The sequence below is a fragment of the Actinomadura sp. WAC 06369 genome, assembly GCF_003947565.1.
Taxonomy (GTDB): domain Bacteria; phylum Actinomycetota; class Actinomycetes; order Streptosporangiales; family Streptosporangiaceae; genus Spirillospora; species Spirillospora rifamycini.
In genome coordinates this window covers 25348-39086 of sequence record NZ_QHJN01000030.1, presented here as the reverse complement: position 1 = coordinate 39086, position 13739 = coordinate 25348, and the positions used below count along the sequence as shown (strand labels likewise).

General features: G+C 74.7%; 11 protein-coding genes and 3 tRNA genes. 8 read left to right on the top strand and 6 right to left on the bottom strand.

All coding sequences use genetic code 11. The features are described 5' to 3' along the window. The first annotated feature begins 107 nt into the window (after positions 1–107). The 3 genes from DMH08_RS10975 to DMH08_RS10965 are packed head-to-tail and all read left to right on the top strand — an operon-like array spanning position 108 to position 5346. Positions 108–1235, top strand: a complete 1128-nt coding sequence (locus DMH08_RS10975) for a DUF3152 domain-containing protein (protein ID WP_125613421.1) — start codon at positions 108–110, stop codon at positions 1233–1235. 50 nt (positions 1236–1285) lie between these two features. Further along, the gene (locus DMH08_RS10970) at positions 1286–2776 is read left to right on the top strand and encodes a 3' terminal RNA ribose 2'-O-methyltransferase Hen1 (protein WP_125613419.1); all 1491 of its coding nucleotides are present in this window, start codon (positions 1286–1288) and stop codon (positions 2774–2776) included. Next, complete coding sequence (locus DMH08_RS10965; RefSeq protein WP_125613417.1) at positions 2773–5346, top strand: polynucleotide kinase-phosphatase; 2574 nt, start codon at positions 2773–2775, stop codon at positions 5344–5346. Before DMH08_RS10970 ends, DMH08_RS10965 begins: the two co-directional genes overlap by 4 nt. A gap of 143 nt (positions 5347–5489) precedes the next feature. Here DMH08_RS10965 and DMH08_RS10960 read toward each other — a convergent pair whose 3' ends face one another. The 4 genes from DMH08_RS10960 to DMH08_RS10945 all read right to left on the bottom strand — a co-directional run bounded on the left by DMH08_RS10960 (position 5490) and on the right by DMH08_RS10945 (position 8702). Then, a complete protein-coding gene (locus DMH08_RS10960; RefSeq protein ID WP_034516159.1) occupies positions 5490–5777 on the bottom strand; it encodes a TFIIB-type zinc ribbon-containing protein in 288 nt (95 codons plus the stop codon). Between the two features lie 68 nt (positions 5778–5845). Next, positions 5846–6787, bottom strand: coding sequence for a phosphotransferase family protein (locus DMH08_RS10955; RefSeq protein WP_125613415.1), 942 nt, complete (start codon positions 6785–6787; stop codon positions 5846–5848). Between the two features lie 8 nt (positions 6788–6795). Next, on the bottom strand, positions 6796–8145 hold the full coding sequence (locus tag DMH08_RS10950; protein WP_267898536.1) for an MFS transporter: 1350 nt from the start codon (positions 8143–8145) through the stop codon (positions 6796–6798). A gap of 29 nt (positions 8146–8174) precedes the next feature. Further along, a complete protein-coding gene (locus DMH08_RS10945; protein ID WP_026400641.1) occupies positions 8175–8702 on the bottom strand; it encodes a DinB family protein in 528 nt (175 codons plus the stop codon). 94 nt (positions 8703–8796) lie between these two features. On the opposite strand from DMH08_RS10945, the gene DMH08_RS10940 reads away from it, so the two are divergent. Next, the gene (locus tag DMH08_RS10940) at positions 8797–9624 is read left to right on the top strand and encodes an MBL fold metallo-hydrolase (protein WP_125613413.1); all 828 of its coding nucleotides are present in this window, start codon (positions 8797–8799) and stop codon (positions 9622–9624) included. A 117-nt stretch (positions 9625–9741) separates the two neighbouring features. Here the strand turns inward: DMH08_RS10940 and DMH08_RS10935 are convergent, their stop codons facing one another. Beyond that, positions 9742–10059, bottom strand: coding sequence for a hypothetical protein (locus DMH08_RS10935; protein WP_125613411.1), 318 nt, complete (start codon positions 10057–10059; stop codon positions 9742–9744). 349 nt (positions 10060–10408) lie between these two features. On the opposite strand from DMH08_RS10935, the gene DMH08_RS10930 reads away from it, so the two are divergent. From DMH08_RS10930 to DMH08_RS10920, 4 genes are all read left to right on the top strand, one after another. Then, a tRNA-Ser gene (locus DMH08_RS10930) sits at positions 10409–10491 on the top strand. A gap of 1 nt (position 10492) precedes the next feature. Continuing rightward, a tRNA-Met gene (locus tag DMH08_RS40055) sits at positions 10493–10565 on the top strand. Between the two features lie 19 nt (positions 10566–10584). Continuing rightward, positions 10585–10659: transfer RNA gene (locus DMH08_RS10925), tRNA-His, on the top strand. A gap of 107 nt (positions 10660–10766) precedes the next feature. After that, a complete protein-coding gene (locus tag DMH08_RS10920) occupies positions 10767–12725 on the top strand; it encodes a glycoside hydrolase family 3 protein (RefSeq protein WP_233617522.1) in 1959 nt (652 codons plus the stop codon). Here the strand turns inward: DMH08_RS10920 and DMH08_RS40950 are convergent. After that, positions 12716–13630, bottom strand: a complete 915-nt coding sequence (locus DMH08_RS40950) for an NAD-dependent epimerase/dehydratase family protein (RefSeq protein WP_199747734.1) — start codon at positions 13628–13630, stop codon at positions 12716–12718. The genes DMH08_RS10920 and DMH08_RS40950 overlap by 10 nt on opposite strands. Between the last annotated feature and the right edge of the window lie 109 nt (positions 13631–13739).

Genomic DNA, 13739 nt, shown 5'->3' with positions numbered 1-13739 from the left:
TCCGTGACCACCGGGAAGCCGTGAGAAACGTAACGTAGGCCCTTGACCTGCGAATTGTCACAAAATGATCACCTTTGTCGGGCGGGATCTGCCATGCTGAGCACGCTATGCAACGTCCACGATCTCGCTCCCGCCGCCGTCCCCAGCGACCTTCCGGGGACGCCGGAACGCAACCTCCGCATCAGGCCGGACCGCAACCCCCGTACCCGCCGGGCCAAGCCCCGGGGCACCCGTTCGAGCAGGCTCACGGGTACCCGCCGCAGCACGATCCGGCGCCGCGGCCGCCCTTCCCGCCCGCCGACCCGCACGCGTACGAGCAGGCACCGGACGGCCCGCCGGGGCCGAGGCCGGGACGGACGTCCCGGCGGCGCGCGCACCCCGCCGGACCGACGTCCGACGACCCGCCCGGCCCGGCGACGACCGAGGGGTTCGAGGACGAACTCGACCGGGCGTTCGCGGGGGCCCGCCGCAACCGGGCCGTCGGCCTGGCCGTCGGCGGCGTCGCGCTCGTCCTGGCGGCCGTCCTCGGCATCGCCGCGCTCGTCGCCTGGTACCCGGGCGGGACGGACTCCGCGTCGGCCGCGCCGCACCCGAGCGGCAAGGGCGGGGCGGAGGCGTCGGCGAGCGCGGCGCCCAGCGCCGCCCCGACGACCACCGCGCCGCCGTACATCCCGCGGAAAGGCACCGGGAAGTTCACCGTCGCCGAAGGGGCCGGGGTGACCGGGGAGGGCACCAAGGTCATGCGGTACATGGTCGCGGTGGAGGGCGGCCTCAAACAGGACGTGAACGACTTCGCCAAGGAGGTCGACGACATCCTCGGCGATCCGCGCGGCTGGACGGCCCAGGGCAAGTGGGCGTTCCAGCGCGTCGACTCCGGAGCGCACGAGTTCGTCGTGAAGCTGTCCTCGCCGGCGACGACCGACAAGCTGTGCGCCGCCTACGGGATGGACACCGAAGGCGAGGTCAACTGCCGCGCCGGCAAGCAGGTCGTCGTGAACCTCAAGCGCTGGCTGCTGCTGACGAAGTACTACAAGGGACGCCCGCACGAGTACCACGCGCTGACCATCAACCACGAGGTCGGGCACCGGCTCGGCTTCGGGCACATGACGTGCGGCGGCAAGGGCGAGCCGGCGCCGGTGATGATGCAGCAGATCTACGGGCTGAAGGGCTGCGTGGCGAACCCCTGGCCCTTCGATGAGAACGGCGCGTACATCAAGGGCCCGGCCGTGCCCTGACCGGAAAAAGGGGATGCGGGAGCTCGCCCCCGGTAGGCCACACTTGGCGGGTGCTTCTGACGATCACCACGCCCCTGAGCCCGGCGAGCGATCTGGGCTTCCTGCTGCACAAGCACCCGGACCGGGTGCAGGCGTTCGACCAGGCGTACGGGACGGCGCACGTCTTCTACCCCGAGGCGGACGAGCGGCGCTGCACGGCGGCGCTGCTGCTCGACGTCGACCCGGTCCGGCTCGTCCGCACGCGCGGCAGAGGCACGCCGGACTTCTCCCTCGGCCAGTTCGTCAACGACCGCCCGTACGCGGCGTCGTCGCTGCTCGCGTCGGCGATGGCGCAGGTGTTCCGCACGGCGATGCGCGGGCGCTGCGACGCCCGCCCGGACCTGGCGGAGGCGCCGATCCCGCTGGAGATCGCGCTCCCGGCGCTGCCGTGCCGCGGCGGCCGGGGGCAGGCCGAGCGGTTCTTCCGGCCGCTCGGGTGGGACGTGTCGGCCGAACCGGTCCCGCTCGACCCCGAGTTCCCCTCCTGGGGCGACTCCCGGTACGTGACCCTCACGCTGACCGGGACCGTCCGGCTCGCCGACGCGCTGAACCAGCTGTACGTGCTGCTGCCCGTCCTGGACGACGCCAAGCACTACTGGGTGGCGTCCGACGAGGTGGACAAGCTGGTCCGGGCGGGGGAGGGGTGGCTCGCGACGCACCCCGACCGCGGTCCGATCACCCGCCGCTACCTGGCGAACCGCCGCGCGCTCGTCCGGGCCGCGCTGGGCCGGCTGGCCGACGCGGAGGGCGCGCCCGACGACGCGCTCGACCCCGTCGAGATCGACGAGGAACCGGCGACCGACACCGCCGACACCGGCGAGACCGGCGAGACCGGCGAGACCGGCGAGACCGCGGGGAGCGGCGACGGCGCGGAGGCGGCGGCGGAGGAGCGGCCGCTCCCGCTCGCCGAGCGGCGGATCCGCGCCGTGGCGGACGCGCTGCGCGAGGAGGACGCGGGCAGCGTCATCGACCTCGGCTGCGGCTCGGGCAAGCTGCTCGCGCGGCTGCTGAAGGACGGCGCGGTCGCGCGGGTCGCCGGGGCGGACGTGTCGTTCCGCGCCGTCGAGCACGCGCGGCGGCGGCTGCGGCTCGACCGGCCCGGCCCGTCCCGCCACCGCGAGCGGGTCGGCGACCTGTTCCAGGGCGCCCTCACCTACGCCGACGACCGGTTCGGCGGGTACGACGCGGCGGTGCTGATGGAGGTCGTCGAGCACATCGACCCGCCGCGCCTCGGCGCCGTCGAAAAGGTGGTGTTCGGGCACGCCGCGCCCCGCGTCGTCGTGGTGACGACGCCGAACGCCGAGCACAACGTCCGCTACGAGGGGCTGGCGCCCGGCGCGATGCGGCACCCCGACCACCGGTTCGAGTGGACGCGCGCCGAGTTCCGCGTGTGGGCCGACCGGGTCGCCGCCGCGCACGGCTACCGCGTCCGGCACGTACCGGTCGGCGACGACGACCCCGAGGTCGGCGCCCCGACGCAGATGGGAGTGTTCACCCGATGACCGGCCGTGAGATCCGGCTTCCCGCGATGGGCCTCGTCGTGCTGGTCGGCGTGTCCGGCTCCGGGAAGTCGCACTTCGCCCGCAAGCACTTCACGCCGACCCAGATCGTGTCGTCCGACTTCTGCCGCGGCGTCGTCTCCGACGACGAGAACGACCAGTCGGCCACCGGCGACGCGTTCGACCTGCTGCACTACATCGTCGGCAAGCGGCTGCGGCGCGGCCTGCTGACCGTCGTGGACGCCACGAACGTGCAGGTCAAGGCGCGGCAGCAGCTCCTCGCGCTGGCGAAGGAGCACGACGTGCTCGCGGCGGCGATCGTGCTGGACGTGCCGGAGGGCGTCGCCGCCGCGCGCAACGCCGCCCGGCCCGACCGCGCGGACCTGCCCGCGCACGTCCTGCCGCGGCAGCGGCGCGAGCTGCGCCGCGGCCTGCGGTCGCTCGGCCGCGAGTTCCGCCGCGCGTACGTGCTGAACGGCGTCGAGGAGATCGACGCCGCCGTCGTCACGTACGAGAAGCCGTGGAACGACCGGCGGGAGCTGACCGGGCCGTTCGACGTCATCGGCGACGTGCACGGCTGCCGCGCCGAACTGGAGGACCTCCTCGCCGGGCTCGGCTACGAGATCGAGCACGACGCCGAAGGCCGCGCGGTCGGCGCGAACCACCCGGGCGGGCGGACGGCCGTGTTCGTCGGCGACCTCGTCGACCGCGGCCCCGACACCCCGGGCGTCCTGCGGCTCGCGATGGGCATGGTGGCGGCCGGGCAGGCGCTGTGCGTGTCCGGGAACCACGAGGCGAAGCTCGCCAAGGCGCTGCGCGGCCGGAAGGTGCGGGTCGCGCACGGCCTCGCCGAGTCGCTGGAGCAGCTCGCCCGCGAGCCCGAGGAGTTCCGCGCCGACGCCCTGCGGTTCATGGACGGACTCATCAGCCACTACGTCCTGGACGGCGGCAGGCTCGTCGTCGCCCACGCGGGACTGAAGGAGGACTACCACGGCCGCGCGTCCGGACGCGTCCGGTCGTTCGCCCTCTACGGCGACACCACGGGCGAGACGGACGAGTACGGGCTGCCCGTCCGGTACCCGTGGGCGCGCGACTACCGCGGCAAGGCCATGGTCGTGTACGGGCACACTCCGGTCCCGGACGCCGAGTGGATCAACAACACGATCTGCCTCGACACCGGCGCGGTGTTCGGCGGCCGGCTCACCGCCCTCCGCTACCCCGAGCGCGAGCTGTTCTCCGTCCCGGCGCGCGACACCTGGTACGCGCCCGTCCGGCCGCTGGCGGCGCCGCCGTCCGGGACCGGAGCCGGCGGGCAGCGCGAGAGCGACTTCCTGCAGATCAAGGACGTCATGGACAACACGGGCGTCCAGACGCGGCTGATGGGCCGCGTCACCGTCCGGGAGGAGAACGCCCTCGCGGCGCTGGAGGTGATGAGCCGGTTCGCGGTCGACCCGCGCTGGCTCGTCTACCTGCCGCCGACGATGGCGCCCGCGGAGACGTCGGCGCTGCCCGGCCACCTGGAGCACCCGGCGGAGGCGCTCGCCGCCTACCGCGACAAGGGCGTCCTGCGGGTGGTGTGCGAGGAGAAGCACATGGGCTCGCGGGCGGTCGCGGTGGTGTGCCGCGACGCGTCCGTCGCCGCCGCGCGGTTCGGCGTGGACGACGGGACGGCCGGCGCCCTGTACACCCGCACCGGCCGCGCGTTCTTCCGCGACCCCGCCCGGACGGACGCGGCGCTGGCGCGGCTGCGCGCCGCGATCGGCGCCGCCGGGCTGTGGGACGAGCTCGGCACCGGCTGGCTCGTCCTGGACTGCGAGCTGCTGCCGTGGTCGGCGAAGGCGATGGACCTCATCCGCACCCAGTACGCGGCGACCGGCGCCGCCGCCCGCGCGTCCCTGCCGGTGGCGGCGGACCTGCTGGCCCGCGCCGAGCGCCGCGGCCTCGACGTCGGCGGGCTGCGCGGGCACGTCGACCGGCGCGCCGCGAACGCCGCCCGGTTCCGCGACGCGTACGCCCGCTACTGCTGGGACGTGGACGCGGACGGGCTCGGCGGCCTCGGCATCGCGCCGTTCCAGGTCCTGGCGGGGGAGGACCGGGCGTGGGCGACCGCCCGCGACCACGACTGGCACATGGAGGTCGCCGGGCGGCTCGCGGACGCCGACCCGACGGGGTTCGTGCGGCGGACCGGTTCGCTGGTCGCCGACCTGACCGCGCCGGACGCGGACGCCGCCGTCGCCGAGTGGTGGGAGAAGCTGACCGCGGCGGGCGGCGAGGGCATGGTCGTCAAGCCGCTCGGCCCGTTCCCCGACGACGTCAAGATCCAGCCGGGGACCAAGTGCCGGGGCCGCGAGTACCTGCGGATCATCTACGGCCCGGACTACACCGAGCCCGAGAACCTGGAGCGGCTGCGCGGCCGGTCGCTCGGCCGCAAGCGGTCCCTCGCGATGCGGGAGCACGCGCTCGGCCTGGAGGCGCTCGACCGGCTCACCGGCCGGGAGCCGCTGTGGCGGGTGCACCAGGCCGTCTTCGCGGTGCTGGCGCTGGAGTCGGAGCCGGTCGACCCCCGCCTCTGACGGCGGGCACGGCCGGCGGGCACGGAAGGCGGGCACGGAAGGCGGGCACGGAAGGCGGCACGGGAAGGCGGGCGCGAAAAAGCGGCCGTGCGGTCGCCGCTCCCCCGGGGAGCGGGCCGCACGGCCGTCGCCGTGCGCGGGCGTCAGGTGGAGAACAGCATGTGGAACACGCTGCCGCCGTAGGGGCGGTGGTGGTGCGCGCCATGGTGGTGGTGGTGCACCTGCGGCGCCGCCGCCGGCGCGCTCCACCCCGGGGTCGCGGGCGCGGCCGGCGCGGCCGGCGGCGCGGCCCGGTACTGGGCCTCCATCTGGCTGAGGGCCTCCAGCTCGCCGTAGTCGAGGAAAATGCCCCGGCACGCGTCACACTGTTCGATGTGAACGCCGCTCCGGGTGTAGGTCCGCATCACGCCACGGCACTTAGGGCAGTGCATCGCGTTGTCATCCCTTCCGTTATGGAACCCCAGGTAGAGGCTAAATCTAGGGCAGGTTCCCCGTCACGTCATGCCGGTTCTCCGCCGATTTCGATGCAGGCCATTCTCCTGCAGGCGTCGACCATCGCCTCCTCGGGTCCGTCCAGCGGTCGATCGCCCTTCCTCGCGGATTGGACGCACGTGGCGGCGATCTGGATCGCCAAACTTCGCGCGGGTATGTCCAGGGCCGCCCACGGGTCGCCGTCCGGCGGGACCGCCGGGCCCCCGGCGTCCCGGTAGGCGCCGAGGAACCGCTCCCACTCGGCCGGGTCCAGCACGCCGGCGCAGTACAGCGCCGCGGGGCGCGCGAGGTCCCAGGCGGGGTCGCCGCGGCCCAGGTCCTCGATGTCGATGAGGCGCCAGCCGTCCCGCGCGCGGACCATCTGCCCGAGGTGCCAGTCGCCGTGCACGACGCACTCCCGGGCGCGCGGCGGCTCGGCGCCCTCGCCGCGGATCCACGCGGGCAGCCCGGCGAACGCGCGCCGCACCGCGTCCTCCGCCGGTCCCGCCCCGAGCCGCCCGACCAGCCGCGCGACCCGCTCCGGACGCCCCCAGGACGGCGCGCCGGCCGGGACGGGCACCCGGTGCAGCGCGGCGAGCAGCCGCGCGCCCTCCTCCCACGGCAGGTCCCGCGCCGGGTCCACCGGCTCCCCGTAGGGCGCGACGGTCACCGTCCGGCCGTCCGCGTCGACCGGAGGCCCGGCCGGGCCCAGCAGGATGTGCGGCAGCGCCGCCGCCAGCCGGATCCGGTCGGCGAACTCCGGTCCGAGCTCCCGGTCGGGCTGGTGCGCCTTGACCGCGACGTCGCCGACCCGCACCACCAGCACGCCGTGCCGGTCGTAGAGCGTCACCGCCGCGGCCGCCGCGTCCGGCGGGCCGCCGCCGATCTCGACGAGCCGGGCGAACAGCGCGGACCGGGCGGCCGGAACGGACTGGGCGGCCGGAGCGGACTGGGAGGTTTCGGTCTGCACCCGGACAGTCAACCACCCGGCGCCGCACCGTGCCCGACAGGTTTGCGTGACAGCCCGAGGACGCACGCGGTCGCGGCCGCCGCGAACAGCGCCAGCGCCGCGCAGACGATCCGCAGCGCGTCGGTGTAGTGCGACCCGGTCAGCCGGTCCCCGCTGAGCGCCGCGAGCGCCGCGCCCACCACCGCGATCCCGACGGTCTCGGTGGCCAGCCGCGCCGTCGAGAACATCCCGGCCGCCGTCCCGGCCTGCTCCGGCCGGACGACCGTCACCGCCAGGCCGTCCAGCAGCCCGGTGGACAGCCCGAACCCGGCCCCGGTCAGCGCAAGCGGCACGGCCAGCGCCCACGGCGTGCTGCCCGGCCCGATCGTCACCAGCAGCAGCGCGCCCACGCCCGTCACCGCCACCGACCCGGCCACCACGGCGCCCGCCGGGAGCCGCTTGGCGAGCGCCGTCCCGGCCATCGGCAGCACCACGGTCGGCGCCGTCAGCATCAGCAGCCACACGCCCGCCTCGCCCGCGTCCAGCCCCACCACGGCGATCAGGTACGACGGCAGGTACACCAGCAGCGGCACCAGCACGAACACGATCGACCCCGCCGCCACCGCGTACGACGAGAACTTCGGGTTCGCGAGCAGCCCGAGCTCGAACATCGGGTCGTCCGCGCGCCGCTCCACCGCGACGAACGCCGCCGCCATCGCCCCCGCCGCCGCGAAGCCGCCCAGCACGAGCGGGCCGCCGAACCCGCGCTCGCCGCCCTCCACGATCGAGGTGATCAGCGCCAGCAGCGCGGCCGTGAACAGCCCCGCGCCCGCCCAGTCGATGCGCCGTCCGGCGTCGCCCCGCGCCCCGGGCAGCACCGGGACGAGCACCAGCACCAGCCCCGCGACGGCCGCCGGCACCCCGAACGCGGCCCGCCAGCCCAGCGTCTCCACCAGCAGCCCGCCGACCGTCGGCCCGAACGCCAGGCCCGTGCCGAGCACGGTCCCGAGCGCCCCGAACGCCCGCGTCCGCGCCGCCCCGTGGAACGTCGCCGCCAGGATCGCCGACCCGCCCGTCGCGGCCGCCGCGGCGCCCACGCCGCCGAGCGCCCGCACCGCGTTGAGCGTCAGCACGTCCCGGGACGCCGCCGCGGCGAGGCCCGTCGCGCAGAACAGGGCCACGCCGCCGATGAAGATGCGCCGCCGGCCCGCGACGTCCGCGAGCGAGCCCATCGCGACCAGGAAGCTCGCGAAGCACGCGTTGTACCCGGTGATCACCCACTGCGACGCGGTCAGCCCGGCGCCGAGGTCGTCCCGGATGTCCGGCAGCGCCACCGACGCCCCCGTGATCGTCAGCGGGAACGTGAACGACGAGAGCAGGACGACGCCCAGGACGATCGCGTTGCCCCTCAGTGCCCCGTGCTCCCGTCGATGCGCTCGCGCAGCAGGTCCGCGTGGCCGTTGTGGCGCGCGTACTCCTCCACCATCGACCAGTACACCCAGCGCAGGCTCATCTCCTCGCCGCGCCGCGGGTCGAGGTAGGTCTCGTCGAGGGACCGGCCCGCCGTCGCCCGCCGGCACGCCTCGATCTCCGCGGTGTACACGGCCAGGTCGGCCTCCGCGTCGGCGTCCTCGACCCGGAACTCCGCCACGAGGTCGTCGTCCGACACGTACAGGTACTCGACCTTCTCCCCGGCGAACCGCGTCCGGAACCAGTCGCGCTCGACCTCCGCCATGTGCCGGACGAGCCCCAGCAGCGACAGCTCGGACGGCTCGACGCAGCGCAGCTTGAGCTGCTCCGCCGTCAGCCCTGCGCACTTCCACAGCAGCGTCTCGCGGTGGTGGTCGAGCCAGGCGTCGGCGAGCGAGCGCTCGTCGCCGGTCAGGTGGTCGGCCCAGGGATGGGAGCGGGTCACGGTGGGAGCGGTCCACGTCATGGTTCCACTATGTCGGAGTAGATCCCGGTATGCAGACACATATCCGGGTAGGGGGTGCGCCTGCCGGAACGGGCTCGCCATCGCAGGGGGAACCATGCCCGACGCGACACTGACCTTCATCGGGAACGCCACGACCATCATCCGGTACGGGCCGTTCACACTGCTCACCGATCCGAACTTCCTGCGCCGCGGCGACCGCGCGTACCTCGGCTACGGCCTCTCCAGCGAACGCCTCCGCGACCCCGCGATCACCGTGGACGACCTGCCCGCCGTCGACGCCGTCGTCCTGTCCCACCTGCACGACGACCACTGGGACCCCGTCGCCGAACGGCACCTCGACCGCGGCCTGCCCGTCCTCACCACCGGCGCCGCCGCCCGGACGCTGAACGGCCGCGGCTTCCGGGAGGCCGTCGGCCTGCGGACCTGGGAGGGCCAGCCGCTCGTCAAGGGCGACCACCGCGTCACCGTCACCGCGATGCCCGGACGGCACGCGCCCGGCCCGCTGCGGCACGCCCTGCCGCCCGTCATGGGCGCCCTGCTGGAGTTCGGCCCGCGCGCCGGCGACCCCGAACTCCGCATGTACATCAGCGGCGACACGCTCATGCACGACGCCGTCGCCGAGATCGCCCGCAGGTACCCGCGGATCGACGCGGGCGTCGTCCACCTGGGCGGAACGAAGCTGCTCGGCCTGCTCACCGTCACGATGGACGGACGGCAGGGCGCCCGCTGGCTCAGCACGTCCGGCTGCGCCACCGTCGTGCCCGTCCACTACGACGACTACACCGTGTTCAAGTCGCCGCTGTCGGACTTCGAGGGCGAACTCCACCGGCGCGGCATGGACGCCCGCCTCCGCCGCGTCGAGCGCGGCGGCACGGTCCCGATCGTCCCGCGGAGCCGGATCAGCGCCCGCGCGCCCGGCTGACCCGCCCGCCGCCCCCGTACGCGGTGGACAGCACGATGCGGGAGTCGGTTTCGCCGTGCTTGCCGAGCCGCTCCAGGACCCCCTCCAGACGCGGCACCGGCGCGGCGGGGGACGGGCTCAGCGGCGGCGCCGGCGGCCCTCGATCCGGCCCCGGACGAGCCGCGGATGGAAGTAGCTGATCTCCGTGCGGCCGCCGCCGGTGACGCAGAAGATCCGGTAGCCGTTGCGGCCGTCCTCGTCCGGGACGGTGAAGTCCTCCGGGGCGAACAGGCCCTCGGCGGCCATCGCGGTGAACCAGCGGCCCAGCGCGAACTCGTCGGGGAACTGCACGGTGCCCGCGCCGTGCGGGCCGAGCGTGTAGCGCACCTCGTAGAGGCAGCCGACGGGCGGGTAGTCGATCGGGTCGCCGCACGTTCCCCTGCCGCGCTCGTCCAAACGTCCACCGCCTTCCGTGCACATCCTAAGGCGCGCCCGCCGCCACGCTTCCGCGCCGCCGCCCCGGTCACGGTGACCGGTGACACATTCCGCGCCGCCGGGCGGGGCGGCGCGCGCCGGGAAAAAGGCGGCTTCGCAGTTCCGGGGGCGTCCCAGAAAAAGGCTTGCGTCAGCAATAGCGCGGGGGCATCATGGGTGTGCAAGCGAACGAGAGCGGGAGGGGAGAAAGCGATGCACCGACACCGAATGCACAGCCGCAGCCACCCCGGTCTCGGGAGCCTCGGAGGGACGTGACGAGCACGTTCGTCCGTCGACCGCCCGCAGACCACGGGCGGTCTTTTGTTTTCTCGGAGGGTTGGCCGAGCGGTAAGGCACCGGCTTGCTAAGCCGTGGTCAGGGTCACCTGCGCGAGTTCGAATCCCGCACCCTCCGCGCCGGATAGGAATGCTGGTGCATTCGGCGATCTCATAAGTCGCTATAGGTAGGTTCGATTCCTGCATCCGGCATTGCCCCGGTAGGGGGCGTGGCGTCCGTGGTGTGGTGGTCTGCACGCCGGGTTGTGGTCCCGGAGGTCCTCGGTTCGGTACCGGGCGGTCGCCCTGAACGTCCGGATTGTTGGCATTCATCCGGTCGGCGCCGTCAGATATTGCCCAGGTGGTGGCATTCGGTTGCGTTGAGATTGATCGTCCGCGGAAACGCTTCGCCGCATGTACTGCTCCTCGGGGAAGGCGACGCGGCGGCGGACCGTCCGCGCCCGGCACCGCGTCCTGGCCCTCGGCATGCTCGCCGCGCTCGCGATCGGCACCGGCGGCGGCTCCGCGCGCATCGACGCGCGCGCCGCCGGCGGCACGGACCGGACGGACGGGACGGGCGCGGACGGCCGGGACGCGGCGGTGCTCACCGCGGCCGGGGACGCGGACCCCCTCCCGTACCTCGACCCGAAGCTGCCGGTCGCGCGGCGCGTGGACGACCTGCTGGCGCGGATGAGCCTCGACGACAAGCTCGGGCAGATGACCCAGCCCGAGCGCCGGTACATCCGGCCCGCCGAGATCACCGAGCACCGGATCGGCTCGGTGCTGTCGAGCGGCGGTTCGGCGCCCGCGCCGAACACCCCCGAGAGCTGGGCGGACATGTACGACGGGCTGCAGAAGGCCGCGCTCGCCGCGCCCCTGCGCGTCCCGCTGATGTACGGCGTGGACGCCGTCCACGGCCACAACAACGTCGTCGGCGCGACGATCTTCCCGCACAACATCGGGCTCGGCGCGGCCCGCGACCCCGGGCTCGTCCGGGAGATCGGGGCCGCGACCGCGCGGGAGATGGCGGCCACCGGCGTCGACTGGAACTTCGCGCCGTGCGTCTGCGTGGTCCGCAACGACCGCTGGGGACGGACGTACGAGTCGTTCGGCGAGGTGCCGGGCCTGCCCTCGGCGATGACCACGATGATCGACGGCTTGCAGGGCGAGCGGCTCGGCGCCGGGCCGGCGTCCGTCCTGGCGACCGCGAAGCACTACCTCGGGGACGGCGCGACGCAGGGCGGCGACGACCGCGGCGACGCGCGGGTCTCCGAGGAGCGGCTCCGCGAGATCCACCTGCCGCCGTTCCGCGAGGCCGTCCGGCGCGGCGTCGGCTCGGTCATGGTGTCGTACAGCTCGTGGAACGGCGTGAAGCTGCACGAGCACCGGTACCTGATCACCGAGGTGCTGAAGGGCGAGCTGGGGTTCGGCGGGTTCGTCGTCTCCGACTACAACGGCGTCGACCAGATCGACGGCGAGCCGGGCTTCACCCGCGACGAGGTCGCCAAGGCGATCAACGCGGGCATCGACGTCGTGATGGTGCCGGAGGAGTGGAAGAAGTTCATCCGCTACCTGCGCGCCGAGGTGCGGGAGGGCGACGTGCCCCTGGCGCGGATCGACGACGCGAACCGGCGGATCCTGACGAAGAAGTTCGAGCTGGGCCTGTTCGAGCGGCCGATGGCGGACCGCCGCCTGCTGGGCGCGGTGGGCGGCGCCGCCCACCGCGCCCTCGCCCGCCGGGCGGTGGCGAAGTCGCAGGTGCTGCTGAAGAACTCCGGGGACGTCCTGCCGCTCGGCGCCACCGACGACAAGATCCTCGTCGCGGGCCGCAGCGCGGACGACATCGGCCGCCAGTCCGGCGGCTGGACGGTCACCTGGCAGGGCGAACCGGGCGACACCACCCCCGGCACGACGATCCTGGAGGGCGTCCGCCGGGTCGCCGACTCCGACACGGAGGTCGTCTACAGCGCCGACGGCAGCGGCGTCGACGACTCCTACGACGCGGCGATCGCCGTGGTCGGCGAGGACCCGTACGCCGAGTACCACGGCGACCGCACCGGCGACCTGGGACTGGACGAGGCCGACGTGAAGACCATCGAGCGCCTGCGGGCCGCCGACGTCCCGGTCATCGTCGTCCTGGTGTCGGGCCGCCCGCTCGACGTCGCGGGGCGGCTGTCCGGCTGGGACGCCCTGGTCGCGTCGTGGCTGCCGGGCACCGAGGGCGCGGGCGTCGCGGACGTCCTGTTCGGCGAGACCGCGCCCACCGGCCGGCTCCCGGTCACGTGGCCGTCCGACTCGGGCCAGCAGCCGATCAACCGGGGCGACGGCAAGAAGCCGCTGTTCCCGTTCGGCTACGGCCTCGGCTACGAGTAGGCCGGAAGCATCTCCTCGAGGACGCCGTCCAGCGGCGACGCCTCGACGCCGAACCGCTCGGCGAGGGCGGAGGCGTCGACGGAGAGCGGGCGGCGCGCCATGTGGCCGGTCTCCCAGAGCTCCTCCCAGAAGGGGTCGCCGAGGCCGAGGAGGGTGAGTTCGCGGTCGGTCATGGACGCGAGGCGCGGCTCGGGCGCGCCGGCCAGCGCGGCCAGCCGTCCGGCGGCCTCCCGCACGGACGCCGTGATCACCGGGGCGTGCCAGGCGCGCCCCCAGCCGTCCGCGGAGCGGGCGACGGCGACGAGGGCGCGGGCGGCGTCGCCGACGGCCGTGAAGGGGTGCGGGACGTCCGGTGCGGCGGGCACGAGGGCGAGGCGTCCGGCGAGCACCTTGGGCAGCACGAGCAGCGAGAAGATCGAGTACGCGCCGGCGCCGAGGAACTGCCCGGCGCGGACCTCGGCGGCGCGGACGCGGCCGGCGTCGTGGGCCTCCTTCGCGCGGAGCCACATCCGCGCGCGGACCCGTCCCTTGGGGCCGGCCGCCGCGAGCGGGTGCTCCTCGGTGAGCGTCCCGTCGACCGGGCCGTACCCGTACAGGTTGCCGAGCATGACGTAGTCGCCGCCGGACCGCTCGGCGGCCGTGAGCACCGCGTCGAACAGCGGCGGCAGCGCCTCCGGCCAGGTGGTGTAGGCGGGGGCGGCGGTGTTGACGACGGTGGCGGCGCCCTCGGCGGCGCGGGACAGGGCGTCGGCGTCGGTCGCGTCCAGCGCGATCCGCTCGACGCCGGGGTGGTCGGGCCCGGCGCCGCTGCGCGACACCATCCGGACGCGGTCGCCGCCGTCGGCGAGGAGGCGCGCGGTGGCCGAGGCGGTGGCGCCCCGGCCGACGATGAGGTGGAAAGGCATGGTTCTCCCTGGGGTCACGGCGGCCGGGAACAGGGCGCTCCGGCCGCGGCTTGACCATGGTGCGGGCCGCCGCGGGCGCGGCGTCAGGGGTCCGCTCGCCAACCCTCCG

Excerpts from the sequence above, each read along its gene's own strand:
- DMH08_RS10975 (WP_125613421.1), top strand. The coding sequence starts at position 108 with ATGCAACGTCCACGATCTCGCTCCCGCCGCCGTCCCCAGCGACCTTCC.
- DMH08_RS10965 (WP_125613417.1), top strand. The coding sequence starts at position 2,773 with ATGACCGGCCGTGAGATCCGGCTTCCCGCGATGGGCCTCGTCGTGCTG.
- DMH08_RS10960 (WP_034516159.1), bottom strand. The coding sequence starts at position 5,777 with ATGCACTGCCCTAAGTGCCGTGGCGTGATGCGGACCTACACCCGGAGC.
- DMH08_RS10945 (WP_026400641.1), bottom strand. The coding sequence starts at position 8,702 with ATGACGTGGACCGCTCCCACCGTGACCCGCTCCCATCCCTGGGCCGAC.
- DMH08_RS10940 (WP_125613413.1), top strand. The coding sequence starts at position 8,797 with ATGCCCGACGCGACACTGACCTTCATCGGGAACGCCACGACCATCATC.
- DMH08_RS10920 (WP_233617522.1), top strand. The coding sequence starts at position 10,767 with ATGTACTGCTCCTCGGGGAAGGCGACGCGGCGGCGGACCGTCCGCGCC.
- DMH08_RS40950 (WP_199747734.1), bottom strand. The coding sequence starts at position 13,630 with ATGCCTTTCCACCTCATCGTCGGCCGGGGCGCCACCGCCTCGGCCACC.